The 24,247-nt window shown below is 58.4% G+C and carries 22 protein-coding genes and 1 tRNA gene; 6 read left to right on the top strand and 17 right to left on the bottom strand.

Features of this window, described 5'->3' with window-relative positions; translation table 11 throughout:
* Window positions 1-5 precede the first annotated feature (5 nt).
* Entirely contained in the window at window positions 6-3,131 is a 3,126-nt protein-coding gene (locus ABSE13_RS04750; protein ID WP_424027348.1) for a VWA domain-containing protein, read from the top strand.
* Window positions 3,132-3,195: 64 nt separating this feature from the next.
* Here ABSE13_RS04750 and eif1A read toward each other — a convergent pair whose 3' ends face one another.
* The gene (gene eif1A / locus ABSE13_RS04745; RefSeq protein WP_424027431.1) at window positions 3,196-3,504 is read right to left on the bottom strand and encodes a translation initiation factor eIF-1A; all 309 of its coding nucleotides are present in this window, start codon (window positions 3,502-3,504) and stop codon (window positions 3,196-3,198) included.
* A 126-nt stretch (window positions 3,505-3,630) separates the two neighbouring features.
* Window positions 3,631-4,362 carry a LysE family translocator gene (locus ABSE13_RS04740; RefSeq protein WP_424027347.1) on the bottom strand — a complete coding sequence of 244 codons (732 nt, stop codon included), beginning with the start codon at window positions 4,360-4,362 and terminating at the stop codon, window positions 3,631-3,633.
* Between the two features lie 49 nt (window positions 4,363-4,411).
* On the opposite strand from ABSE13_RS04740, the gene ABSE13_RS04735 reads away from it, so the two are divergent.
* A complete protein-coding gene (locus ABSE13_RS04735; RefSeq protein WP_424027346.1) occupies window positions 4,412-4,546 on the top strand; it encodes a hypothetical protein in 135 nt (44 codons plus the stop codon).
* A gap of 52 nt (window positions 4,547-4,598) precedes the next feature.
* Here the strand turns inward: ABSE13_RS04735 and ABSE13_RS04730 are convergent.
* The 4 genes from ABSE13_RS04730 to ABSE13_RS04715 form a co-directional block, all read right to left on the bottom strand.
* Window positions 4,599-4,681: transfer RNA gene (locus ABSE13_RS04730), tRNA-Leu, on the bottom strand.
* A gap of 170 nt (window positions 4,682-4,851) precedes the next feature.
* Window positions 4,852-8,763 (bottom strand): DNA-directed DNA polymerase II large subunit, encoded by a 3,912-nt coding sequence (locus ABSE13_RS04725; protein ID WP_424027345.1) that lies wholly within the window; start codon window positions 8,761-8,763, stop codon window positions 4,852-4,854.
* 147 nt (window positions 8,764-8,910) lie between these two features.
* A complete protein-coding gene (locus ABSE13_RS04720) occupies window positions 8,911-9,447 on the bottom strand; it encodes a HEAT repeat domain-containing protein (protein ID WP_424027344.1) in 537 nt (178 codons plus the stop codon).
* 71 nt (window positions 9,448-9,518) lie between these two features.
* A complete protein-coding gene (locus ABSE13_RS04715) occupies window positions 9,519-10,637 on the bottom strand; it encodes a DUF1646 family protein (RefSeq protein WP_424027343.1) in 1,119 nt (372 codons plus the stop codon).
* 154 nt (window positions 10,638-10,791) lie between these two features.
* On the opposite strand from ABSE13_RS04715, the gene ABSE13_RS04710 reads away from it, so the two are divergent.
* From ABSE13_RS04710 to ABSE13_RS04700, 3 genes are read left to right on the top strand one after another with little or no spacing between them, the layout of a single operon-like run.
* Window positions 10,792-11,022, top strand: coding sequence for a hypothetical protein (locus ABSE13_RS04710; protein ID WP_424027342.1), 231 nt, complete (start codon window positions 10,792-10,794; stop codon window positions 11,020-11,022).
* A gap of 9 nt (window positions 11,023-11,031) precedes the next feature.
* Window positions 11,032-11,352 carry a hypothetical protein gene (locus ABSE13_RS04705; protein WP_424027341.1) on the top strand — a complete coding sequence of 107 codons (321 nt, stop codon included), beginning with the start codon at window positions 11,032-11,034 and terminating at the stop codon, window positions 11,350-11,352.
* Window positions 11,353-11,390: 38 nt separating this feature from the next.
* Entirely contained in the window at window positions 11,391-13,316 is a 1,926-nt protein-coding gene (locus ABSE13_RS04700) for a V-type ATP synthase subunit I (RefSeq protein WP_424027340.1), read from the top strand.
* A 65-nt stretch (window positions 13,317-13,381) separates the two neighbouring features.
* Here the strand turns inward: ABSE13_RS04700 and ABSE13_RS04695 are convergent, their stop codons facing one another.
* The 7 genes from ABSE13_RS04695 to ABSE13_RS04665 all read right to left on the bottom strand — a co-directional run bounded on the left by ABSE13_RS04695 (window position 13,382) and on the right by ABSE13_RS04665 (window position 19,504).
* Window positions 13,382-14,074, bottom strand: a complete 693-nt coding sequence (locus ABSE13_RS04695; RefSeq protein WP_424027339.1) for a V-type ATP synthase subunit D — start codon at window positions 14,072-14,074, stop codon at window positions 13,382-13,384.
* A 4-nt stretch (window positions 14,075-14,078) separates the two neighbouring features.
* On the bottom strand, window positions 14,079-15,509 hold the full coding sequence (locus ABSE13_RS04690; protein ID WP_424027338.1) for a V-type ATP synthase subunit B: 1,431 nt from the start codon (window positions 15,507-15,509) through the stop codon (window positions 14,079-14,081).
* Window positions 15,506-17,245, bottom strand: a complete 1,740-nt coding sequence (locus ABSE13_RS04685) for a V-type ATP synthase subunit A (RefSeq protein WP_424027337.1) — start codon at window positions 17,243-17,245, stop codon at window positions 15,506-15,508. The genes ABSE13_RS04690 and ABSE13_RS04685 overlap by 4 nt, the downstream gene beginning before the upstream one ends.
* Window positions 17,246-17,250: 5 nt before the next feature.
* A complete protein-coding gene (locus ABSE13_RS04680) occupies window positions 17,251-17,571 on the bottom strand; it encodes a V-type ATP synthase subunit F (RefSeq protein ID WP_424027336.1) in 321 nt (106 codons plus the stop codon).
* Window positions 17,564-18,613, bottom strand: a complete 1,050-nt coding sequence (ahaC, locus tag ABSE13_RS04675; RefSeq protein WP_424027335.1) for an ATP synthase A1 subunit C — start codon at window positions 18,611-18,613, stop codon at window positions 17,564-17,566. The genes ABSE13_RS04680 and ahaC overlap by 8 nt, the downstream gene beginning before the upstream one ends.
* Before the next feature lie 2 nt (window positions 18,614-18,615).
* Window positions 18,616-19,206, bottom strand: a complete 591-nt coding sequence (locus ABSE13_RS04670; RefSeq protein WP_424027334.1) for a V-type ATP synthase subunit E — start codon at window positions 19,204-19,206, stop codon at window positions 18,616-18,618.
* A 73-nt stretch (window positions 19,207-19,279) separates the two neighbouring features.
* Window positions 19,280-19,504 (bottom strand): ATPase, encoded by a 225-nt coding sequence (locus ABSE13_RS04665; RefSeq protein ID WP_424027333.1) that lies wholly within the window; start codon window positions 19,502-19,504, stop codon window positions 19,280-19,282.
* Window positions 19,505-19,833: 329 nt separating this feature from the next.
* Between ABSE13_RS04665 and ABSE13_RS04660 the strand changes: the two genes are divergently transcribed.
* Complete coding sequence (locus tag ABSE13_RS04660) at window positions 19,834-20,163, top strand: hypothetical protein (RefSeq protein ID WP_424027332.1); 330 nt, start codon at window positions 19,834-19,836, stop codon at window positions 20,161-20,163.
* 44 nt (window positions 20,164-20,207) lie between these two features.
* Here the strand turns inward: ABSE13_RS04660 and ABSE13_RS04655 are convergent, their stop codons facing one another.
* The 4 genes from ABSE13_RS04655 to ABSE13_RS04640 all read right to left on the bottom strand — a co-directional run bounded on the left by ABSE13_RS04655 (window position 20,208) and on the right by ABSE13_RS04640 (window position 24,162).
* Window positions 20,208-20,954 carry a class I SAM-dependent methyltransferase gene (locus ABSE13_RS04655; RefSeq protein WP_424027331.1) on the bottom strand — a complete coding sequence of 249 codons (747 nt, stop codon included), beginning with the start codon at window positions 20,952-20,954 and terminating at the stop codon, window positions 20,208-20,210.
* A 257-nt stretch (window positions 20,955-21,211) separates the two neighbouring features.
* Window positions 21,212-22,375: an aconitase X gene (locus tag ABSE13_RS04650; RefSeq protein ID WP_424027330.1), complete on the bottom strand. Its 1,164-nt coding sequence runs from the start codon at window positions 22,373-22,375 to the stop codon at window positions 21,212-21,214.
* A 4-nt stretch (window positions 22,376-22,379) separates the two neighbouring features.
* On the bottom strand, window positions 22,380-23,615 hold the full coding sequence (locus tag ABSE13_RS04645; protein ID WP_424027329.1) for a UbiD family decarboxylase: 1,236 nt from the start codon (window positions 23,613-23,615) through the stop codon (window positions 22,380-22,382).
* Entirely contained in the window at window positions 23,608-24,162 is a 555-nt protein-coding gene (locus ABSE13_RS04640) for a UbiX family flavin prenyltransferase (protein ID WP_424027430.1), read from the bottom strand. Before ABSE13_RS04640 ends, ABSE13_RS04645 begins: the two co-directional genes overlap by 8 nt.
* Between the last annotated feature and the right edge of the window lie 85 nt (window positions 24,163-24,247).

Raw genomic sequence — 24,247 nt, 5'->3', positions numbered from 1 at the left:
TTGGTATGATAGTGAAACGTGAATTTTTGATCCTGCTGAGTCTTCTCCTTCTTATAGGCCCGGCGACAGCGTATTACGCCTCCAGTACCAGTTTCGCCCCAAGTGATCCAAGTACAGTCTGGATTATTGCCGATACAGGACAACAGAATGTCATCTACCTGGTTGCAACGAATGCCACATATGGCCCCGTTAAAAACGCACAGGTCTCCTTTACCATCGATAAACCCCTGTTGGGTACAATAAGTCCGGCAATAATTAGTACCGATAATCTCGGGAAGGCAAACTGTACATTCACGGTTAACAGTACTCAGCCGACAAGTGGTACAGTAACGATAACCGCAACTCTGGTTACTACAGAGGATTTGACAGGCGCGACCTATCATACTAACCTGACCTGGCAACAAAAAATTGATCATAATGTTCCCTATAATGCCGTTTTTACCTATCCCAATCAGGTGGCTCTTGAGAGTATAGTTCCGGTTCAGATAGCATTTTTCGACCGGTGGGGCAACGTTATTGATGACAAGAGACCCGGGCCCGCCCACAACGTAACCCTCCATGTAAACGGACCATCGCCACCGAATAATTGCGGTTTTACGAATTACGGGCTTGTTCACGATCAAAACCTCAACCTCAATTCAGGCGGGATCGTGAACGTCAATATCACACCTGCAACAAAACCCGGCTGGCATTACATCCTTATGGATCCTATGGGTAGTATTCCCGAACAGATGAAACTGTTCAACACGGTGGCAAATGGGGTACCGTTTAACATGACACAGTCGTTCAGCCCTGACGGCAGCCCGTATGCAACAGTCCTTGCCGACGGGACAAGCCGGTTCACGTATTATTACACCCTTACAGACAAATACGGGAACCCGACTCAGAATCAGGGGATCTTGATCAACGCCACAGACGGGAGTCAGACACTTAATTACACTATGGAAAACGGGCAGGTCTGGTCCTACTTTGGACCCAAGTCATTTACCGGTCTCTTTACGATCAACGCGACCCCGGTGGGGAATTCATCGCTGGCGCTTTCAAAGGTCGTCCGGTTTTACAATACATCTCCCCAGAACATCGATGTCTCGGCTAATCCACAAAGCATGCCAAGCCGGGATGCATCTCCAGCAATTTATTCGAATATCTCGGCAAAAATAACAGATATTATGGGCAATGGGGTTGCCGGGGAAGTGGTGACATTCACGCTGCATGGAGTGACAGACTCTCCTGTTTCTGCCAATGAGACAAAGAATGCTTCCTTTTCAAGCAGCAGTACAGTATTGACCGCAACCGCTGTTTCCGATGTAAATGGTTTTGCAACGGTGAAACTGTATCCTGCCAAATTTGCAACAACAACCGAACCGGGATATAATCAACAGGTTACCGGCACGGGTACTGTCACTGCTGACTGGGACGGCAACCAGCGAGACATACAGCTCACATGGAAGAATTACCCCTATCTCAGTGCCGTTGTTGCCGTGAACCCTCAACAGGTCAAAGTGGGTGACATTGTAAATGTCTCCATCATCCTGACGGGGGATGGCTGGGCGTTAGTACCGCCACCTGCAGATGTAGTGCTAGTAACAGATCTGTCGGGAAGTATGGGGGAGAATATGGCCCCGAGCGGAACCAAAATTACCAATGCAAAAGCTGCGCTGAAACAATTCGTGGCCCTGTCAAACGGTAAAGTGAATATCGCTCTCGCATCGTACGGGAACTCCCCCTCTCCCTCCAATGAAGCTATGCAACTGTGGAATATACAAAGTGCCAATGCAAGTGCACATCCCTTCAATCCATATGGTAGTGTTACGGATCGGGCTAGTACAAAACCCTCTAATACCGGGGCCTCAGACGCCATGATTGATCGGGACTTGACGACAAGTTCAACAAATCTCAATACCACAATTGGTAATTACAATGATCAGGCATCTACAGATATTGCCGGCGGCCTGAATGCCGGCCTCCAGGAGTTAAATACCAAGGGATATCCCGGCCACAACCAGACGATTGTCCTCATGACCGATGGTATTGCCAACATGGCTCCCATCAACGCGACATTCCCCCTGAAATCATACCAGCCGTCGGATTATAATGGAGGAACAGACACCAGTGTTATCGCAAAAACTGCCGCTATCAACATCGCAACGAACATCAAGAACCAGCATATCAAGATATATACCATAGGGTTTGGAAGCGATGCTGATACTGCGACGTTAACAGCAATTGCATCGCCGGGATGCTATTATACAGCCAGTGACGGGACCGCACTGGCTCAGGTATACACAACGATTTACGGGCAGGTTTTTACCGACGCCAGTGTGAATACCGTTACATCTCTGGACTTTGGAAATTTAATTGTCAATAACAATCCTCCTGCTGCGGGTAACTATTTCAGTTATATTGCCAACACAACTGCGCCGGGCTCGACCCTGCTGGATAAATATAACATAACACCTAATGGGGCAATCAACCAGCACCTCAGTCCGGGAACCGACCCTGTTTCAGGGTTTCCCTACGGAATCGGCCCGATCATCATCAACCAGTCGGATTACTATAACGCTAACAACCAGCAGCTCCAATTCAACATCGGAACCATCAAAGTGAACGACACATGGAAGACTGACTTCCAGTTGATGGCATTAAAAGAGGGCAATATTCAGATATTCGGCCCGGATTCAAAAATCTGCTTTACAAACGGTAATGCCGGTAATAGTTGCATGGCACTCCCCAATCTTTCGGCCTCTATTTCAATGAACCCGTTAAATCTCGGCGTATCACAGTCAACCATGACGGTAGTCGGCCTCACCCGCACGGATGGGGGACTGACCGACCTGGTTAAGAGTACGTTACCGGTTACCTGGACCACAAACTACAACGGTAAAGATCTGATTACCGAAGAGGTAAGTTATATCCATGATAACGATCCCCCGGTAAAATTCGATGTGAAGACTTTCGATCCCACTACTGGTGTAATCCCCCCAATGGCTTCAACACTGGATATGGAGACACTTCCCTCGGGCGGCTACACGATCCAAGTGCACGCCTACACGAATGATGCTACGAATACAGCAGAGGTGGGTCCCTTCTCATATACCACGGTAGGCAGATCGTTCATAAAACTCCAATAACCTTTTTTATCCGGGAAAAATACAACGCCATTGCCGGGGCATTATCACACCAGCAAAAATAAGTTCAGAGATATTTATTGCGCCGGAGCCATTCGACCTGCGGCCCGGTATACCGGTACACGATATCGCATTTCTCATCCTGGAAGTTCCACGGGATTACAATAAGGACGTCCCCTTCCCGGATCCAGACTTTCTTCTTGATCTTTCCCTTGATCCTGCCCATCCTTGTCACGCCGTCAAAACAGCGGACCCGGATATGGTTTGCCCCCATCATCAGTTCGGCACACCCGAACATCTCCCGATTGCGTTTCTGGGGCAGTTTGACCCTGATAATCTCATCGCCCGGAGGTGCTCCCGGTTTCTTCTCTGTCAGTACAACCTCTCCTGTTCCAACGGTTTTTTAAGGATTTTATGTGCTTAATTGTTGGTGCGAGAGAAAATATATTTATTCCTTCGCCGGAGATAAGGCCATGCGAATGTCTGCCGCCAGCCATTCCGCTCAGTACAGCATCCCCGCAAGAGTGAGGAGGATACTGAGTAACATGACGGCTCCGATGCAGACAATGAAGAGACCGGATATCCGGTTGATGAGGACCAGGTGCCCGGTGCTGATCCGGGACCTCACGGAACCAAGGACACCGCACAGGATAATCCACCATGCCACGGAACCTGCCAGGAAGCCGCCTACGAACTCGGCAGCAGCAACCAGCGTAGTCCCTCCGATTACAAAGCCGAAGCCGGGCAGGGTGACCATGAGGAAGATGATGGTGAGCGGATTTGCAATCGCGATCGCAACCATGGAGAGGTAGTCTTTTGCATAACTCTCGTGCGGGCTCTTGTCGCCCTCCTCCCCGGGTCGGGTGAGGAAGATCCTGATCCCGACGAGGATCAGGACGAGCCCGGCAAAGAAACGAAAGAGATCCTGCCAGGAGAGAATGAACCCGGAGATCGCGGTGAGGCCGAGGAAGGCAACCGCTGCATAGACCGCATCGGCAGTCGCAACCCCGATCCCGGAGAGGATCCCGTGGAGGCGCCCATCATTGATCGACCGCTGGATGCACATAAGGGAGAGGGGGCCGACCGGCGCTGAGAGGATGAGGCCGATGATGATTCCCTGCAGGACGAGGCTGGCATCCACGAAAAAACTCCCGGAACAGTTCGCTGTTTTACCTGTTGAGGTTCCCTCAACATCAATGTTGCATTGCGGCACCCGGCCCTGGACACGGGTCAATACACATAAATGCCAACACTTGATAATTCATGGTATCGGAGGATAAATAATGGCTGAATCCAAGATTCCGACGTGTGACAAGAACCACGAACCGACCGAGATGCGGCGGGTGTGGGCCGATGGCCATGGCGATGCGGTATACCAGTGCCCGATCTGCGGCAGGAAGTTACAGGTCAGGGAATAACTGCCGGCAGTTCCCGCTGCGCTTTTTTAAAAAGAGTATGAACAATTTCTGATGCGAGAAGCAGGAGTCGAACCTGCGAACGCCTGCGCGAATCGATCTTGAGTCGATCACCGTTGACCACTTGGTTATTCTCGCTTCCGTAGTATATTGGATTTAAGGATAGTAAAAGGCTTTGAGTGGAGAGGAAGCTCCCCTGTGAGCCTGATCGGCTCTCATTTTTAAGATCACCGGGATGATCCCTTCCTGATGCCCCGCAGTCGCAATTTGGAAAAAAGTGTAACAGGCCGTGAACCCGGATGCCACGTTCACATGAAGTCCGCAAGGCCGAGCTGCTCATGCTTCTCCTCACCGAACGTGGAAGTGATCGCGAGATCGATTACCTCGACCCGCTGCTTGGTGTACTCCGAGATCTTGTATTTCCGGCAGATCTCCCGGGACATCTCCAGGTACTTCTTCACCGAGCCCTCGTGCACGGTCGGGATGATAGGGCCGTTGCAGGGGCCCTTGCCCCGGAACTTCGTGCACTTTCCGGCGAGCGGCATCCGTCGGTAGCTCGTGTTGCACTTCGTGCACCGGAACTTCTGCTTGGAGAAGGCGGAGAGGTTGCCCATCAGGTCACGGATGAAGTGGGTGCTGAGCACCCGTTCCGCCACATCATCGGCATCCACGGCCCGGATCTTCTCGGCAAGAACGAGCTCCGCCTCGAGCTTGTCGGTCATCGTCTTCATCTGGGTGTACATCGATTCAAGCGGTCCCGCGGAGATGTCCGAGGTGTCGTGCGTGAACTGGAAGCCTTCAAGCTGCGCCGGGGTGCCGAGCCGGCGTTCGACCCGGTCGATCAGCCCGGCGATGGTCTTGGGCTCGATGAAGGTGAGTGCCCCCAGGTAGAGCTCGATCGGGTACTTTTCGCAGACGTCGACGTTGAGCGCCTCCTTGTCGATCTCAGCCGGATCGATCCGGCTCGTCAGCACCAGCGGGGCGTCCATGGAGCCACCCCGGTTCTGTGGCAGGAACGAGCGCGAGAAGTTGATCAGGCCGTCCAGGAGGAGCATGATGCAGTCCTCGTCGCCATCGCACTGCCCGGTGAAGATCCCGTTCGCCACGACCGTGTGGTCATCAGCGACCGTCAGGCAATAGACCCGCTCCTCGGGTGCCGGGACCGGCTCCGCTACCCGGATCGTGTCGGAGATCACGCACGACCCCTCGTAGACCGGCACGGCATCGCCGGGCTTGAGTTCCATTGCCTTGATCTTCCGGAGGTAACCGGTGTCCCAGCAGAGCATTGCGTGGTCGGGGGTGACCACGAGCTCCTTCCCCCGGGAGGTGACAAACCGGATCAGGTGTGCAGGCGCCCGGTGGATCGAGACCGTAGTGATCTTCTTTAAGTGTATCTGGCCGTTTGTGTCCACGGTCCGGGTATAGAACAGCCGGCCCGGGTCCGAGTAGTAGGTGCCGAGCCGGTCGAGGCCGGGCCGGCTCAAATCGAAATTCTCCAGCACGAACTTCCGGATCGGGGACTTCGTCCACGTCCGCCCGTCATAGATCTCGATACTGGTATCACCAAAGAAGCAGTTCCTGCGTTTTGCAGCATGGAAGAACGGGTGGGCATACCCCACGTTGGCCCGGGTGAACCCGACGATCCGGGCAAGAACGCCGGCGCTTGTGTGCGGGGCGAGCCCGATGACGAGATGGCCCACGAGATCAGCCGGCTTCTTAATATTGTAGAACGGTTCAAGGCCATAGCACTTGACGAGCAGGTCGTCCATAAACTGCGCCACGTTCACCATGTACTCGGCGCAGGAGTCTGATACAAGGAGGTCTTGCGGGTGCATCTCCACCACCTGCGAGCCATTCTGGAGATCGTAGCCCTTCGTGTCCTTTGTATACCCGAGCGACCGCATCTGCTCAACCGAAACCCGGACCTCGTCGGGACGGATGTGCGTGAGGGGCAGGTCGATCATATCGAACCGGGTGGTGCCGTCCTTGAAGACGAAGATGTTCTGCTTCGCCCGGAGGATCCCCTTCTCCATCGCCTCCACGGTCTTCTCCCGGGAGATCATGCCCTTGACACCCTTCACGAGCGCCACGCTGTCAGCCTTCATACCAAGCCGCTCCATTGCCTTGGCGTACTCGCCCTTTACATTCAGGGAAATCCGCTGGATGCAGGCGGCCGGGGCATTGCAGGCCGGGCACCGGTCCTGGGAGATCTCCCGCCCGCACTTCGTGCAGGTGAAGACGGCGGTCGTGTGCCCGCCGCATTCGCACCGGTTCAGGTACGTGATCTCCCCGCACTGCGAGCAGCGCCGGCGACCGACCTCGATCTCGATGATCCCGCCCTCTTTCTGGAAGTCGATCTCCGTGTCGTTTGCATCCACTTCTGCGGTATGGGCGGAGGCGGACTGGAACGAGCGCCGTGCTCCTCCGGAGTCGCCGAGCGGGAAGAGGACATGGGGCGGCGGGTTCATTTTCCGGGGTTTCGACTTCCCTGGCCTGCCCATCCTGCCACCAATCCGGGTCCCGGACCGGGATCGCATTCTCAGGCCGGAGAGGTGCATGGCAAGCGCGAGCGGGTCCGCATAGGCCGGGGCTGTCTGCCAGGAGTCCAACTTCTTCAGGTCATCGCCAAGCCCGAGGCCGGCGATGAGTGCCCGGTACGTCCGGACAAGGACCTTCCCGTTCCGGACCTCGTGCGGGAGCAGAAGCAATTCGAGCGCCTCCTTTGGGCCCGGGTCCAGCGGGAAGGTGAGAACACCTTCGGTAACAGCACCCGTTGTGGCAATCGTCTCTGCAAGCACACGGAATTGGTCGGCCGTGATATCATCCCAGAACCAGGTCCAGGCCGGGTGGAGATAGCTGCCGTCCCGTGCGAGTGCAAGCGCGTCCTCCTCGCTCTGCGGGATCTTCACGCCGTCGCCTACATCCAGCTGCCACCATTCCTCACAGTAGCCTGCGGGAATGAGCGGGTGGTTGTTTTCGAGGAATTCACCAAACGAGATCAGGAGCTCGCCGACATCGAGGATCTTCTCGATCCCCTTCTCAAGCCGCTTTGCGGTCTCCTCGTCATCGATCCGAAGCACGTCGCCGTTATAGAGCCGGACGGTTGGCCCCTCGATCGTGTCGACCGGCACGACACCGCAGGCCTTGCCCGGCCGCTCGGTCTTCATCTGGGTACCGGTGGCAAGGAATTCGCCAAGGACATAGAGGGTTGAGGGGTGCATCCCCGCAGCAGCAAACCCGGTGTTCCGCGACCTCCCGTACCGGAGCCGGAAGCCCCCTTTGCGCATCGGGTACGCAAAGACGGGCCGGCCTCCAATCAGGTCGCGGAGGTACTTGTCGAGGGGTTTAATGCCCACTGACTTATCGTCATCGCCGGCCTTTGCCCCGGCGATCAGCTTGTCGAGCCAGTCCCAGCCCTCCATCTTCATCTTCTCGACCCGGCTCTTGAGCTTCCGGGCCTTGCCGGCAATGCCTTCCCCGATGACGAGCGCCATGCCGCCCCGGACGGTATTGGTCTCCACCCGTTCAAGGTTGCGGTGGCCCGAGACCTCTTCCTGCTCGGTCGCTTCACCGTCGATACAGACCGGGCAGTTCTCGATGATGAGACGGATCTCCGCCTCGCTCGGCAGGTACTGGAGGTTCATGATCGAGTTGTACTGCCGGATCTCCTCGATGTACCGCTCCACTTCCTCCTGCCGGGGTATATAGCGGCTGATGCCCAGTTTCTGCCGGACATAGTCTCCGACCAGCACCGACAATGCCTGTGCCGTGCCACCGGCACTCCGGATAGGGCCGGCATAAAAGATCATCAGGTACGAAGTCCCGTCGTCATTCCTGCCAAGGCCGATCTTTGCGATCCCTTCCGTGGGAGCGGCCACGACGCCTTCGGTGAGGAGCGCCATCGCCACCCGGATTGCGTGGTCGAGCACCTCGTCGTTGTTCTTCTCCCCGAACTTACGGGCAACAAAATCGTCGCCGATCCGGAGCGCCACTTCCTCCCGGGACATCTGCTGCTCGAGCTCCCGGATCCGTGCCGCAACACCCTTGATATTGAGGAGCGCCTCCACCCGGTCCGCAAGGTCGCTTGCGATCGGGATCTCAACGTCCATGGTCGGGTCGAGCCCGCGGGACCGGGCCTCTTTTGCGATCGCGATTGCCCGGTGCAGCTCGTCCATGAGGGACTTCTCGTACGCCTCCATCATGGGTGAGCATATCAGCATAGGGGTACGGTTGCGCGGGAGGGGATATATCTGTTCGGTTCAGGGCGAAAGAGCAGGAGAAAACCAGGTATAGTGAAAAAAAGTGAACTTTTCCGGTATTACAACAGAACTGATGCCAGCCTGAGGAGCGGTAAGACCCTGCCCTTCTTACTCATCCTTCTCTGCATTCTCCACGATCGTCGGCACCCCGGTCTCCCCCATCTGCCAGAGCGTCAGGGTGGCACAGGACCGGATGATCTCATCGGCATCATTGAGCCGCTGCCGCAGGGGCTCGACAGCAGGCGTGCCGATCCGGCAGAGCACCTGCGACAGGAACCCCCGCAGTTCCCGGTCGTCGCTCCCCATTGCCGTGATCAGCTGCCCGATTGCCGGGATGCCGATCTCGCCGAGCGCTGCTGCCGCATAGCGCCTGAAATCCCGGCTTCCGTACTCCTGCATCGCCTCGATCAGCGGGATAATTGACGATTCGCCGATCTTCGCAAGGGCAACTGCAGCGTACCAGCGCCGGTCATTGTCCTCTGCATCCAGAAGCGCCTCAATGAGGGGTGCGATCGCAGGCGTCCCGGTCTCCTTCAGGGCCGCGATGGCCTCATGCCGCTGACCGATCAGCGGTGACCCGAGGGTTGCGATCTGCTCCCGGATCTCCTCCTCGGTCACGTTCGTCTTCCCACCGGTTTTTGCCATACCTGATACTGATCTGGACACTCCACCCTCTTTGTTTTTTCCTTTTTTATGGCAGTGTCACAAGAGGGGGATTACGCAAGGCCCAGCCAGCCGGGCACAAACAGGATGACGAAAAAGACGAGCATCAGCGCCATACCAAGGGGGATGCCGGTCCTTGCCCATTCGCTGCTGCTGATATCGAGCTTGCCGGCGGCGATGATATTGGGGATGTTGCCCGGGATCAGCATGCCGCCTGCAATCAGCAGTCCCATGAGGGCGCTCGTGATCTGCTGGGAGGCAAGTGCGGGGCTGATCTCTGCTGCGGCAAGGGTCGCATTGTCCAGCACTGCCGAAACGATGTTGATCCAGTACAGCCCTGCCGATGGGATCGCGATCACGTATTCAAGGATGAGCGGCTTGAAACCCTCACCGAGGAAGACGAGTGCCATGATGAAAAGGTAGACCTTGCCGGCCCGGAGAAAGATTTCGGGGATCGTCTCCCGGTCAATCGTGCAGGAGAGCGTGGCATCCCCTTTGTGGCTCCGGGAGAAGAGGATGACCCCGACAACACCGAGGAGGATGACTGCCGGGACAACATACCAGCCCAGCTTATCGAAGAGGTACGTGAACCCTGCATGATAAGGGGCGCCCTCGAGTTTTGCTACCACGATGGTAGTGAGCGGTTCGCCAAGCGGGGTGAGGCCGGCGCCAATGCCGATCGCAAAGCAGGCAACGACTGCGATCTCCGTCCTGGCCTTCTTCACGACCGGGAGGGCGTTGACTATCTCGACCAGAATGATCGCCGCGAGGATCGCGGAGATGATGCTTGAGACAAGGCCAAGGATGACAATAAGGCAGAAGACGATTGCCTGAAGGGAGAAACGGCCGACCAGGCCGGTGATTGCCTCCTGCATCCGGTGGTAAAAGAGATGGATCAGGAGCCCGACCACGAGTACGATCTGGACGATACCCACCGGAATCCCGAACAGGTTCGTGACATTGATCGGGGAGAGGAGCGCCTCCCCTGCGACCGCCAGACTCCAGCCGGTCTGCTCCCCGGGGATGGCGATGAACCCTGCGATCGTCAGGGCCGCAACCCCGCACACAAAGAGGAAGGCCTCGAGGTTGTGCTCTATACACTTCACCCGGAACGGGAGGATGAGGACGAGCAGGAAGATCACGAGCAGCCCGAGGTTTGCCAGCACATCCATGTCCCTCACCTTTGAAAAACCCGGCTGTATTTTGGCCGGTACCTGACAGAATTGTGGATGTCCGGAACATTAATGGATTCCTTTTGGGATTTTCCCCCACCAGCCGGTCATGCAGCACAGGAAAGTATTTAGCCTACATCCGATTACAGACCACATGAGTAACGGTACCCCGATACGGGGCCGCATGATTATGGTGCAGGATATTGAAAAAACCGTCCGGGCACTGCGGGAGGCAGCACTCGGAAACTGCCGGAAGCGGATCGCAGCGGCTGCGGAAAGACGAAAGGTGGCAAGCCCCGGTGATCCCCGGCACGGTGAGGAGGGGCCGGGCAGCAGCACCTGCTACGGCGTGACCATGATCCTGAAAAGCAGGCACAACCTATAGGTGACCGCGATGGCTGAGGAGAAAACACTGCTGCAACAGATACGCGAGAAGGAGCAGGAACTTGCAGTCGAGGTAGACAAGGTAAAGGCGGAGACTGATACCGCGATCACGGCGGCCAGGACCGAGGCAGAAGACCTGATCTGCACTGCCGACAAGGCGGGGAAGACAACTGCCGAGCAGGTGTACTGGAAGGCACGGGGAGCGACCGCGGACGAGATCGCGGATCTGAAACGGGAGGCTGAACTTGCACGGGACACCTCAGGACTTCAGAGTGAGAGGAACCTCGCGCCCGCGGTGGAGAGGATTATCCGGTACGTGAAAGGGGAATAGCCGGGCCAGCCCGGCACGGGGTTTTCATGCTCCAGGTGATGAAACGCATCCAGGTGGTCGGGCCAAAAGAGGACTTGGGCCGGGCCGTCGACATCCTCTACCGGGCGGGAACGATCCATCTCGAGAATGCCACACGGCTGGTCCCGCAGAAAGAGATTGGCCTTGTCCCGGGGGAAGTGGAGCAGGCACGGGACATTGCCGATGTGCTCAGCGCGATCGATGCGATTACCGGCACCCTGCCGGTAGTGGAAGACGACCCCGTGAGGCAGGCAGCCGTCAGCGCCACGATGGATGCCCGGTCCCACCGGGAACTCGTGTCCCGGGCACGGGAGATCATCCGGGAACTCGAAACCACCACACGGGAACTTTCTGCAAAAAAGAGCGAACTCGCCCTCTCGGTAACTGCCCTGAACCGGTATGCAAAAGTGCTGGACATCATCCACCCGATCGAGAAAGAACTACCGGCCCTCGAAGGGTTCGAGGTCACGATCCTCCTTATCCAGCAGGAGCACAGCGACGTTCTCGGATTGATCCGGCAGGAGATTGCAACGATCACCGGGGACCGGTTCGAGATGATCTCGACTACGGTAGATGCCGAAACCCTCGCCGCCATCATGGTCTTTCCCAAGTCGTATTCCGGGCAGGTGCACACATTCATCTATTCCGTGAACGTGAACGAGGTCCGGCTGCCAAAAGAGTATGCCGGCAAACCGTTCTACGAGATGTATGCCATGATCGAGGAGAGCCGGCTACGGGCTAAGGAGGAGATCCGTGCAATCGATACACAGCTCATGTCCCTCTCCTCGATATGGTACCAGGAACTCGTTGTCATAAAAAAACACCTTGAGGATGTTCATGCGGAGCTTTCGGCATATGCAAATTTCGGACTCTCGGAGTACACGTTTGTCATCATGGGCTGGATCCCGAAGAAGTACCTCAAAAAGACCAGGAAGGCCCTGCATGATGCGTTCGGGGACCGGGTGGTGATCAACGAGCTGAAGACGAGGGCAGAAGATATGGAGGACGCGCCGGTCTTTTACGACAATCCCCGGTGGGTGAAACCGTTCGAGTTTATCATGCAGCTTGTCGCCGCGCCCCGGTACCGCGAAGTCGATCCCTCCCCAATCCTCGCGATCTTCTTCCCGCTGTTCTTCGGGATCATGGTCGGCGACATCGGGTACGGCATCCTGATCCTCGCCATCGCGCTCGCGATCCGGCACCGGTATGCAGCCGTCTCGTTTGCAAAGAACCTTGCCGACATCCTGATTATCTCCTCGATCCCGACAATCTTCTTCGGTTTCCTCTTTGGGGAGTTCTTCGGCGATCTCGGGGAGACGATGGGCTGGATCCAACCGGTGACCATCATTGGGATCAGCTGGAACCGGGTGGACGCAATGATCCCGATGCTCGCCTTTGCCATCACGCTCGGCGTCATCCACGTCTTCCTCGGGCTTGCGATCGGCATCCGGAACGCGATCATCAGGAAGAGCCGCAAGCACCTTATGGAGAAGACCGGGATGCTGATGATGATCTCTGCCCTGATCCTGCTTGTCCTCATGCTCGGGGGGTTCGCTCCGGATACGCTGATCTGGCCCGTCGTACTCCTCATGGTCGTCTCCCTGCCGCTTATCCTGCTCGGTGCCGGGGTCTTTGGCACGATCGAAGTGATGAGCACGGCCGGCAACATCCTCTCGTACGCCCGGCTGATGGCGATTGGCATGGCCTCGGTGATCCTTGCAATGGTGGCAAACCGGCTCAGCGGCGCCTTCGGGATCGCGATCATCGGGATCGTCATCGCCATCATGCTCCACCTCCTCAACCTGCTGCTCGCAATGTTCAGCCCCTCGATCCATGCGGTGCGTCTGCACCTCGTGGAATTCTTCTCGAAGTTCTACGAAGGCGGCGGTGTTGTGTACCGGCCGTTCAAGAAGGAGATAAAGCCGAAAGCGCCGGTTGAGGTGTAAAATAAAAGTTTGATAAAAAATTTCCCGGGGACGGTTCGGCAGAGGAACGGGCAGCTGACAGGAGGTCAGCACTGCTGAAGAATCACAGCGTCCACGGATCCCCCCGCCGCCCGCTTCTCCTTGGCCTTCTTTTTCTTCTTCTCTAAAATACTCTTGACCTTCTTCAGCCGGAACAAATCTTCCCGCTCCCGCTCGTCAATCGCGTTCTTGATGTATTTCGCGTTCTGCTTCAGTTCCGGGATCAGGATCTGCTCGAGGGCGTTCACCCGCCGTCTGGTCATCTGGATCTCGGTCCCCAGCCGGCGCATCGCAGTCTCGGTTTCTGCGAGCTGGATCAGGAGGTCGAGCTCCGCCTCGTACCGCTCGGCCGTCTCGTCTATCCGTGCGCTCGTGGTGATGATGCCGTAGCCCCGGTCCAGCAGTTTCTGGGAGACGCGTTTCTTCTCGATCACCGGGACCGGGACACCCATGATGTTCTTCCCTCCGATATCGACCGTGATCGATCGGCGGGTAGCAAACGAAGCGGAACGGAGCGTGACCGGGTCGTCGGTAGCCTCAGCGATCAGCAGGGCGAGGTCCGCTGCCCGGGAGACCTGCTCGAGCTCGTCACGGGACTCCGAGACCGTGGAGAGGATGGCAAAGAACTCCCGGATCAGGGCATCCATCTTCTGCCGCAGGAGATCGCGGCCCTGCTCCGCGAGCCGTATCTGGGCCCGGGTCTTCATCAGCTCCATGCGGGTGGGCTTTACCTGCTCCATCGCCTCATTCCCCCGTTCCCTTCACCGGCGCCTCACCCTCCGGCCCCTGCCGTGCCGGGTGGAACTTCGCGATATGCTCCTTCTTGATCCGCTTGAGCTCATCCTCCGGCAGCGTGGCAAAGAGGTCCCAGGCAATCGAGAGAGTCTTCTCGATCGGACGATCCTCATCGCCCTGCGTGATGAACCGTCGCTCGAATCCTTCTGCGAACTTCAGGTACTTCCGGTCCAGCTCGGTCAGCGCCTCTTCCCCTACGATCGCAACGAGCCTGCGGAGGTCGCGGCCATAGGCATACGAGGCATACAGCTGATCTGCCACGCCCCGGTGGTCCTCCCGGGTCTTGCCCGGTCCTATGCCAAGATTCATCAGCCGCGAGAGGCAGGGGAGGGCATCGACCGGCGGGTCTGCGCCCCGGCGGAAGAGGTCCCGCGAGAGCACGATCTGCCCTTCGGTGATGTAACCGGTCAGGTCGGGAACCGGGTGGGTGATGTCGTCGTCCGGCATTGTCAGGATCGGGATCTGGGTAATCGAACCCGCCCTGCCCTTCAGCCGCCCGGCCCGCTCGTAGATCGAGGCAAGGTCGGTGTACATGTAGCCCGGGTATCCCCGCCGGCCGGGGACTTCTTCGCGGGCGGTCGAGATCTCGCGGAGCGCCTCGCAGTAGTTGATCATGTCGGTCAGGATCACGAGCACGTGGAGGTTGTGGGTGAAGGCGAGGAACTCGGCTACGGTCAGGCCGCACCGGGGGGCCGCCAGCCGCTCGACCGTAGGGTCGTCGGCCAGGTTCATGAAGAAGACGACACGGTCAAGCGCTCCCGTCCGCTCGAAGTCCTGCATGAAGAACGATGCCTCCTTGTGCGTGATGCCCATCGCCACGAAGACCACCGCAAATTCCTCCCCCTCGCCCCGGACCTTTGCCTGCCGGGCGATCTGGGCAGCGAGCTTGCTCGCCGGCAAGCCGGAGCCGGAGAAGATCGGAAGCTTCTGGCCCCGGACGAGCGTGTTGAGGCCGTCGATCGCCGACATGCCGGTCTGGATGAAATCGGCGGGCTTGTCCCGGGCGGAGGGGTTGATGGGCGTGCCCGCGATATCGAGCACAGCCTCGGGGATGATCTCCGGGCCATCGTCCCGTGGCTTCCCGACGCCGCTGAAGACCCGGCCCAGCATATCAAGAGAGACGCTGATCCGGGCGGGCTCACCGGTGAACCTGACAGTCGTGCCCGCTGTGTCGATGCCCCGGGTACCCTCGTAGACCTGCACCACCGCGTGGTCTTCCGAGATATCCAGCACCTGGCCGGTCCGGACTTCGCCGTCCCTGAGGGTGATCCGTACGATCTCGCCAAACGATGCCCCGGTTACCCGGGTGACGAAGATCAGCGGGCCGGAGACGTAATCGATCGTGCGGTATTCCCGGGTCAGCAGGTCAGCCTTTCTCATTTCTCCACCTCGAGGTTCGACAGGGTCACATTCACGTCGTCCAGGATCGCCCGGACCGCAGCGATATCGGCCGCATCCTTCATCCTGCCGATCGCTGCCTTGAGCGGCAGCGCCTGGACCTGCCGCAGGGAAATTCCCCGCTCCATCGCGAGGTTCACACCGGTATAATACGTGATGATCACCTTGAGCATCAGGTACTGCTTCTCGATCGGGCAGAACGAATCGGTATCGCTGTATGCGCTCTGCTGGAGGAAGTCTTCGCGGATCATCCGGGTCACATCGAGGATCGCCTTCTCGCTGTCCGGAAGGGCATCGGGGCCCACGAGCTGGACGATCTCCAGCAGTTCAACTTCCTTCTGGAGCAGGAAGATCGCCTCATCCCGCAGCTCCCGCCAGTCCCGGGCGATGGTCTTGCTGTACCACTCAGCGATGCTGTCGAGATAGAGCGAATAGCTCTTGATCCAGTTGACCGATGGGAAGTGGCGCCGGTAGGCAAGGTTTGTGTCCAGCGCCCAGAACGTCCCGACCACCCGCAGTGTGTTCTGCGTGATCGGCTCGGAGAAGTCCCCGCCCGGGGGCGAGACCGCCCCGACCACCGTGATCGAACCGTTCCGTTCACCTGAACCATAACAGATCACCCGCCCGGCCCGCTCGTAGAAGGCCGAGAGCCTCGTAGCGAGGTACGCCGGATAGCCCTCCTCACCGGGCATCTCTTCGAGCCGGCCGGAGACTTCCCGCAGCGCCTCGCCCCATCGGGAGGTCGAGTCGGCCATCACCGCCACGTCATATCCCATGTCCCGGAAGTACTCCGCGATCGTGATCCCGGTATAGATCGAGGCCTCGCGGGCGGCGACCGGCATGTTCGAGGTGTTCGCGATCAGGATCGTCCGCTCGATCAGGGGCTGTTTTGTCCGGGGATCAACGAGCTCGGGGAACTCCGCAAGCACGTCCGTCATCTCGTTGCCCCGCTCCCCGCAACCGATATAGACCACGATCTGCGTGTCCGACCACTTGGCAAGTGTCTGTTCGGAGACAGTCTTGCCGGTCCCGAATCCGCCCGGGATCATCGCGGTGCCACCCTTGGTTACCGGGAACATGCAGTCGAAGACCCGCTGCCCCGTGATCAGCGGAAGGATTGGATCGAGTTTCTTACGGTGCGGTCTGGGGATCCGGACCGGCCAGTAGTGCATCATGGACAGGTTCCGCTTGTTGTCGAGTATGCAGACTGTCTCCTCCACGGTGAACTCCCCGGCCCGGATCTCCGTCACGGTCCCGCCATCCAGAGGAGGAACAAGCACCCGGTGTTCGAACTGGAATTCACGCACGGTCCCGAGCACGTCCCCGCCGGAAACCACATCGCCGGTTTTTACCGAGGGCACAAACGCCCATTTCCGGGACCGGTCAAGCCCCGGTGCGGTGACGCCGCGGCCGATGAAGTCGCCGCTCAGGGCAAGGAGGACCGGCAACGGCCGCTGTACGCCGTCGTAAATAGAAGCAAGGAGCCCGGGCCCGAGCTCCACCGAGAGGGGCGTCTCCGTGTTCGCCACGGATTCGCCAAGGGTCAGGCCGGTCGTGTCTTCGTAAACCTGGATGACTGCATCACTCCCTTCGAGCCGGATGATTTCCCCCCTGAGAGCCTCGCTGCCCACCGTCACCACGTCATACATCTTGGAGCCTTTCATGCCCCGGACGATGATGACCGGGCCGGAGATCCGTATAATAGTTCCCGAGATCATATGCGTCACCTCTTCAGTACGATGTTGTAGCCGATCGCTTTTTTGAGCAGCCGCTCGATGTACGTCCGCCGGTCCACCTCTTTTGACTTCGAGGGTATGGGGATCACGAGCGGGCGGTGCAGCTTCTCGATCCGGTCCATGAGTTTCGGGTCGAGCGCGAGCATGTACTCCTCGTTCATGCCCACGATCCCAATCTCATCCCTCTTCAGGAGGGGCGGGATGATCGCCCCTGCCTCGGCTGCATCCTTCGCTTCGAAGACCTCCGCACCTGCAAGCCGGAACCCCGAGGCCCGGTCGCTGTCCGTCACGATGACGAACTTATACATACACGAGCTCCTCCCGGAGGTGCTCAACCGGGAAGTCCGCTGTCTTGCACCGGGAGATGATCCGGATATTCGTGATCTCGTTGTACTTCGCCCAGAAGTAGGCGATCAGGGAGGCCACGCTGAGCGGGTCCGCCCGGAAGAGCCCCACGCCTTTCTGTACAAGGAACCGCTCGAGCTGCCGCTCGATGACAGAGATCTTTCCGGTCCGGATGCCCGGCTCCTGGGTCGTACCGAGGAACCGGTACTGAGTAGTCCCGAGCGCCGCGAGCACCTCTTCACCTGAGTGCAGCCGGAGGAGGCGATCGAGCTTCTTTGCATCGAACTCCCTGCCGCCTTCGAGAAGGAAAGGACCTGCGTCCTCCGGGCTGACCTGATCATGGATCATCCGCAGGACCGTCCTGAGGTTCAGCACGTCGATCTCGATCGCGAGGATATTCCGGATCATAGCATGGTTTGCGGACGGCGCCTTCACCGTATCAAGGGCATCCCGGTAATAATACTGATCCAGCGAGCACTCGAGCACGGAAAGGTCGCCGTTCTTTGCAAAGGCCGGAAAACCTGCGGTCAGGGGCTTCGCGTAGGGGATGCGCCAGGTCGCGAGCAGATCAATCACAGCCCGGACATCCTGCTGCCGGACGAGTTCGGTCAGGGTCGCCTCGTCGAGCTCCCCGACCGGGACGAGGCAGTCAAGGATCTCCTCGTTTGTAACATGGATGTTCTTTCCGCGGAGAATCGTCTTGAGGTTCTGGACGTCCCAGCGGTGGAGGAAGATCGTGATGAACTGCTCTGCCTCCTCCTGCCGGACAAAACCGAGGATCTTCCGGAAGGTCCGGGTGAAGTTGTCCCGCAGGGCATGCTCGATACAGGGTATACCGGTATATTTTCCCCGGGCTGCAACGATATCCTCCCGGTACGGCGTCTTCTCGAGCTCGCCCAGAAGAGATTCAAGATCCGGCTGGAGGATCAGGGTATCGAGCGTGTGGTGATCCAGCAGACGGCTTTTCATGCCCCGTATCCGGGCATTGGTGTAGCCCCAGTCCATTTTTAGTCCCCCTTAAGGATCGCGTAGAGTTCGAGCTGCCGGTGCTCCCCGGTCCGCAGGAGACGGGATTCAAACGTGTTGGAAACGATCACTTCATCATCGGCAGAACATAAAACGAGGCCGCCCATGCTGGCAAGGTCGGGGACTATCTCGCAGGGCAGCTGCAGGGCAGCTGCGGTCTTCCTGCATAGCTCCCCATCCTGCGGATCGATATGGACCCTGATCATTCCCTTCTCCGCCCCAATCGCACGGACCGCCTCGCGGGCCAGGTGTTCGAAGATCGATGGGTACTCCGGGTCCTGCCGGATGCCCCCGAGCTGGCGGCGGGCCTCGGTAAAAGCCGCCTGGAAGACCTGCTGCCGGTCCCTTGTCTGGAGGGCCCGGATCTCCGCCCTGGCAAGGAAGAGTTCCTTGTTCCGCTCGATCTCTGAGGATCGTTCCGCATCGGAAATGTAGGTCTGTTCGATCTCTTTTGCCCGGCTTTTTGCCTCGGATCGTATCGATTCGGTAGTGACGTGGGCCTTCTCGCGGAGCTCCCGCTCCCTCTCCTGTGCACTCTCCTCCACGGATCTCAACAGGTTTTCGAACGCCATGGCCTCACCCGGTCCTGCCGGGTACTGCCCGGATTACTGCAGGGGAACCTCGGGAATTGTTTTTAACGCCTGCTTATTTTACCATAAGGATGATCATCGCGGCAACGACAAACCCGAGGATGACCAGCGTCTCCGGGATCGCTTCAAGGATGATGATGGACCCGACGACCTCCGGCCGTTCGGCGATCGCCCCTGCCCCGGCCGAGCCAATTCGCGACTGGGCCCACCCCGTCCCGATGGCACCACCGGCAAATGCAATCGCTGCCCCGATAGGAACTTCCCAACCAGCCACACTCATGATACAACCTAACAGAGTGCAGACATATTAAGGTATTGCGCTGGGTTCCGCCAGAAGCTGTCTTCTACCTTGTTTGCCTGCGGACCTGTAACAATGGCGGAGGGCCGTTCCCGGAACCGGTGGGAACGTATGCATCTCTTAGGGCACCGCACCGGCTATTGCATGGCCTACCCTTCTGCAAAGGGGGGGAATGAGGTCCCGTATATTCTGACGGCCCTTGTATACGATGCTGGTGTACCCTGCCTACAGTCCGGCAGCGCGCCAAAAAGTATATGGTTACACAGCGGGATTGTTCATCACCCTCATAACGGGACAGGAGGAATCAGGACATGCCGGATGTATCTCAGGCGGAGGTGGGCAGGCGGCTATACCATGTCCACCGCGAGAAGCGGATCGAGCAGGCGATGAAGCTGATGCAGCAGGGAATAGGGGTGGACTGGAAGCTCCTCTCCGAGGCGGATGTGCACCTGCTCTCGCACCTGCTCCAGTGCACGTGGAATACGATCGACCAGGAGATCTGGGACAGGATCGCGTTTATGAAGATAACAATAAAGGATGTCCGGAAGATCCTTTCGTACGGGGAGGGAGTCCAACCGGGGCGAAACCCGGAGCCGGTGCAGGTCGACGAGATCAGGAAGATCCTTCTCGCAATCGGATGATCTTCTCTTTTTCAAGAGGAGCAGGGCTGTTCCCTCAGCCGGTGTCATGCCGGTTTTTTCGTACAGAATTCGAAAACGCACCTGTTGTCAGCAATATAATGCGGGACATGATGGCGCTGGACAATCTCAGGCAAGGTAAAGCCGGCGCCGGTAAGACAGCCGGCCAGCTGCTCCCTCGTCATTATGCGTGGTGGCCCCCATTCCTCATGAGGCCTGGATGCCCCTTCCCCAACCTGCCCGAGCGTGGAACCAAAGAGAGTCCCGCCGGGCCTGAGGACAGACCACGCGTTCGCAAGATAATTATTAAATTCCTCATCATCGGCGATCACGTGGAAGACAGAGGCGGAATATACCATATCGAACTCCGCCGGCCCGGACGTGAACGTATCTGAAACGATAAAAAAGTCATTGATCTCCTCCTTGTCACGGTACAGGTCAAAACCGAGGTCGATGCTCGCCCGGTTGATATCAAAGGCGGTGATCCTCTCCCGGGGAAACCCGTCGCGGAGCAACTGCCGGACATTGTCGCCGGTGCCGCACCCGTAATCGAGGAGCCTGCCGGTCCCTTTGAGCGCACGGGAATAGAAGAAGTGGTTGTTGATCCGCGGCTGCCCGAGGATCATGAGAATGTGAGGATAGCGGACTCCCTCCCGGGTGTACTTCTCCAGGAGTGTCTGGTAATACCCCTCAGGATATACAACACCGTGGGCTTCGATCCGTTTCATGGCAATGCTGAGTTCCTCCGGGAGCGTCTTTCCCGGAGGGAACCTGAGGGATTTTTGTGCAGGCATACCGGAAGAAGAGTATGCCGGGAGAATATTCATTATTACCGTTAGCGGAGGGTACGGGTTTTACGTTCCAGTCGTACACCCCTCGCAGCTCCGCGAACCGGTACCGGCGAAGGCGGGCAGAATCAGAACGATCCTGACTGCGATTGGATGAAGGATTTTTCTTTTTTAGGATTGCCCGCCGGAAAATTTTTGAAATTCATCAGTTGTTTTGTGATTTTTTTAGAGAAAGAGCTCGCAAAAGGGAGGCGTTCCCCCACCTACTCCGTCCCCACCCGTATGCACTCTTCGATCGTCCCGATCCGGGCGACCGCGGCGCACATGTCCGGCACGTAGGCAAGGGCCTTACCACTGTTCACCATGATCGATTCGTACTGCTCCATAACGGGCGAGACCACCATGCAGGTGTCGGCAAAGACCCGGGCCCCGCTCTTCTCAATCGAATCAACCGTCCGCTGGTTCTTATCAATAACACCCTGAGCTGCAAAGACGTAGAACGGCATGGTGACAAGTTTCCCTTTGAGGAGCCGGGCGATCTCCTCCAGTTCCGCAGGGGAGCAGTGCGGGCAGCCCACCGCAACCGCTTCTACCGGGATCTCTTTGAACAGTTTCCTGATCTCGGCTGATTCGACAACGACTGTGTCGAGACCGGTGAGATCGAACGGCGTTTTCACCGCTTCCGGTGTCACGCCTTCCACGTGGTAAAGCGCAACCGCGCCGGTCGCCGCCATCGCCGCCCCGAGCCCCTTGAGCTGGTCCTTATCCGGGTTTATCCCGGAGAAGAACGGGATCCGGTTGCCCACCAGCTTGCCGGCATAGTAGCCGAGCGCACCGTAATCTGCGATACTCCAGTTGCGGGTGTCAGCCTGCACGCGGACGATCACCTGCGGTTTCCGGTTCTGTTCGAGATGGAGGCCGTAGCAGGGTGTCTTCCCCACGAGTGCGGCAGCAAGGGCGCCGGGCCCGCCCTCCCGGTTCGTCCGGGCGCCGATCACGGAGTTCGCATAACTGACCGCGGAGGACTCCGACCATGCGAGATGGTCGCCGAAATGTGTCTCGCGGAGATAGTAGGGCGTGCAGGTGCACTCGAGGCTGATACCAAGACGCTCGTATGCGGCGACCACGGCCCGCTGCTTCTGCGCAAAGTCCTCGTTCACGCCCATCTCCTGCCAGCGTTCCCGGGGCATGCCGATCGGGTTCAGCACGGCCGGGACCACGGCCTTTGCGTCAAGCGAGTTGAGCCACTGGAGGCCGTATTCGCCGATCGTCTTGTAGGAGGCCCCGCTCACTTGGGCACTTCTGATCGGCACGAGCCGTTCGGCCCCGAAGACCTTCCCGAGCGCCACGAGGAGCTCGAGCATCTGCTGCCGGGTCTGCCCCTGTTCTCCGGCAAGGATCCCTTCATCGTCCTTATCGAGAAACATCGGCTCACCACGTGGCACGCGAGAAGTCCGCCTCGCGCCCGAGCACCATCGTAGCGTCGACCCCGACTTTCACGTTCGTGCCGTCCTCGAGCTGGCACGGGTCGAGCGAGGAGCCGCGGACGCCGGTGATCACCATGATGTCCCGGTCGCCGCTCACCCGGGTTGCGATCGCGTACTCGACCTCATGGGGGTTCATGGGATCGATGTCCTCGTCCACAACAACCACATGCTTGAGCGAGGTGTGGGCGGCAAATGCCGCTATGATCGCGTTCTTGCCGTCGCCCTGCGTACTCTTTTTGATCTGGATCACCGCGTGGAGATAGCCGCAACCACCCTTCGTGAGAACGACATTTTTAACCTGTGTCACGCCGGCCACCGCTTTGTAGATCTTTGGCTCGTAGGGGCAGCCCATCAGCACCTTGTGCTCGTCACCTCCGGGCAGGATCCCGTGGTAGATAAAGTCCGGCTTGGTATACATCCCGGTGAACTCGATGATATGCTGCATGCGGACCGGGTCATAAGTCCCCGTGATGTCGACGAACGGCCCTTCCTCGGTGAGATCGCCGGTGATAAACCCTTCCAGCACGATCTCCGCATCAGGGATCAGCACGCCATTGCTGCACCGCTTCACCTTCATCTCGCCGCCCATCAGTTCTGCGGCGAACGGGAGTTCCATGCCGGTCGGCACCCGCGTGCAGCTCGCAAAGGTCACGGCCGGGTGCGTCCCGATCGTTACCGCAATAGGGAGTTTCTCACCCTTTGCAAGGGCTTTTTTAAGCATCACGTGGGTATGCCTGCCCTCGACAAGCCTGGCAGCGACCCGGTGGTCGTCCAGTACCTGCATACGGTGGATTGAGGCGTTCTCCACGCCATCCCAGCGGGAGAAGACGATGGCCGAGGTGAGGTACTTCCCGGCATCCTTCGGGTAGTGGTGCATGATGGGAATCTTTGCGAGATCGGGCTTCTTCATTGGGAGGGTGCCATCTTCAATGACCTTGCCGTTGAACTGGGCATCCGCAAGGGTTTTGACAATCTTCGTCTCGTCGATACCGAGTGCGAGGGAGAGGGAGGTCCGGCTCGCGGTGAGGTTCATCACCGCACGCGATCCTCCGATCCGGTGAAAGAAGACGAGCTTATCGGTGCCGGCAGCCATCTTCGGGGCTTCCATGTCCGCGGAGACTTCTTCCTGTACATCGACAACGAGTCCTGCCTTCCGCATCTTTTCAATGAAGTCACGCATCGTAACCGCTCCAGCGCTGTATGAGGTTGTGTTCGATCTCGAGGTGGTCGAGCACCCGGGCCACGACCATGTCGACGAGATCGTCGATCTTTTTCGGTTTGTGATAGAAGCCGGGGCTTGCGGGCATGATCGTCGCACCCGCCTCCTCGGCGGCAAGCATGTTCTTCAGGTGTATCTTCGAGAGCGGCATCTCGCGGGTGACGAGGATGCATTTCCGGTGCTCCTTGAGACAGACGTCGGCAGTGCGGGTGATCAGGTTGTCAGCATACCCGTTCGCTATGGCTGCAAGTGTCTTGGAACTGCAGGGGATCACTACCATCCCGTCGTACTTGTGTGACCCGCTCGCAATGGACGCAAAGAGCTTGTCGATGGCATGGTACTCGGCATTCAGGCCCTCGAACGATACTCCCTCGTGGGCAGCGATCTTTGCCGCCACATCCGAGACGATGACGTGGACCTTTGCATCCTTACAGAGCACCTCGAGCAGGCGGCGGGCATAGATGGCCCCGCTTGCACCTGTCACCCCGACTACGATCTCTTTTTTCATGGTTGCCATTCGCTCTCCTGTGATACCAATGTCGGACTGGTGACAAAAAGAGTTTGTGCCGGGATACTCCGGCCGACCGGTTCAA

It is taken from the genome of Methanoregula sp. (assembly GCF_049518935.1).
Lineage (GTDB): Archaea > Halobacteriota > Methanomicrobia > Methanomicrobiales > Methanospirillaceae > Methanoregula.
The sequence above is the reverse complement of the archived record's forward strand: the minus strand, read 5'-3'. Positions and strand labels throughout refer to the sequence as shown.

Coding starts and splice junctions, on each gene's coding strand:
- ABSE13_RS04695 (WP_424027339.1), bottom strand. CDS start 14,074: ATGGAGCAGGTAAAGCCCACCCGCATGGAGCTGATGAAGACCCGGGCC.
- ABSE13_RS04700 (WP_424027340.1), top strand. CDS start 11,391: ATGAAACGCATCCAGGTGGTCGGGCCAAAAGAGGACTTGGGCCGGGCC.
- ABSE13_RS04725 (WP_424027345.1), bottom strand. CDS start 8,763: ATGCTGATATGCTCACCCATGATGGAGGCGTACGAGAAGTCCCTCATG.
- ABSE13_RS04685 (WP_424027337.1), bottom strand. CDS start 17,245: ATGATCTCGGGAACTATTATACGGATCTCCGGCCCGGTCATCATCGTC.
- ABSE13_RS04720 (WP_424027344.1), bottom strand. CDS start 9,447: ATGGCAAAAACCGGTGGGAAGACGAACGTGACCGAGGAGGAGATCCGG.
- ABSE13_RS04715 (WP_424027343.1), bottom strand. CDS start 10,637: ATGGATGTGCTGGCAAACCTCGGGCTGCTCGTGATCTTCCTGCTCGTC.
- ABSE13_RS04705 (WP_424027341.1), top strand. CDS start 11,032: ATGGCTGAGGAGAAAACACTGCTGCAACAGATACGCGAGAAGGAGCAG.
- ABSE13_RS04665 (WP_424027333.1), bottom strand. CDS start 19,504: ATGAGTGTGGCTGGTTGGGAAGTTCCTATCGGGGCAGCGATTGCATTT.
- ABSE13_RS04735 (WP_424027346.1), top strand. CDS start 4,412: ATGGCTGAATCCAAGATTCCGACGTGTGACAAGAACCACGAACCGACC.
- ABSE13_RS04750 (WP_424027348.1), top strand. CDS start 6: ATGATAGTGAAACGTGAATTTTTGATCCTGCTGAGTCTTCTCCTTCTT.
- ABSE13_RS04640 (WP_424027430.1), bottom strand. CDS start 24,162: ATGAAAAAAGAGATCGTAGTCGGGGTGACAGGTGCAAGCGGGGCCATC.
- ahaC (WP_424027335.1), bottom strand. CDS start 18,613: ATGGACTGGGGCTACACCAATGCCCGGATACGGGGCATGAAAAGCCGT.
- ABSE13_RS04650 (WP_424027330.1), bottom strand. CDS start 22,375: ATGTTTCTCGATAAGGACGATGAAGGGATCCTTGCCGGAGAACAGGGG.
- ABSE13_RS04680 (WP_424027336.1), bottom strand. CDS start 17,571: ATGTATAAGTTCGTCATCGTGACGGACAGCGACCGGGCCTCGGGGTTC.
- ABSE13_RS04690 (WP_424027338.1), bottom strand. CDS start 15,509: ATGAGAAAGGCTGACCTGCTGACCCGGGAATACCGCACGATCGATTAC.
- ABSE13_RS04670 (WP_424027334.1), bottom strand. CDS start 19,206: ATGGCGTTCGAAAACCTGTTGAGATCCGTGGAGGAGAGTGCACAGGAG.
- ABSE13_RS04660 (WP_424027332.1), top strand. CDS start 19,834: ATGCCGGATGTATCTCAGGCGGAGGTGGGCAGGCGGCTATACCATGTC.
- ABSE13_RS04655 (WP_424027331.1), bottom strand. CDS start 20,954: ATGCCTGCACAAAAATCCCTCAGGTTCCCTCCGGGAAAGACGCTCCCG.
- ABSE13_RS04645 (WP_424027329.1), bottom strand. CDS start 23,615: ATGCGTGACTTCATTGAAAAGATGCGGAAGGCAGGACTCGTTGTCGAT.
- ABSE13_RS04710 (WP_424027342.1), top strand. CDS start 10,792: ATGAGTAACGGTACCCCGATACGGGGCCGCATGATTATGGTGCAGGAT.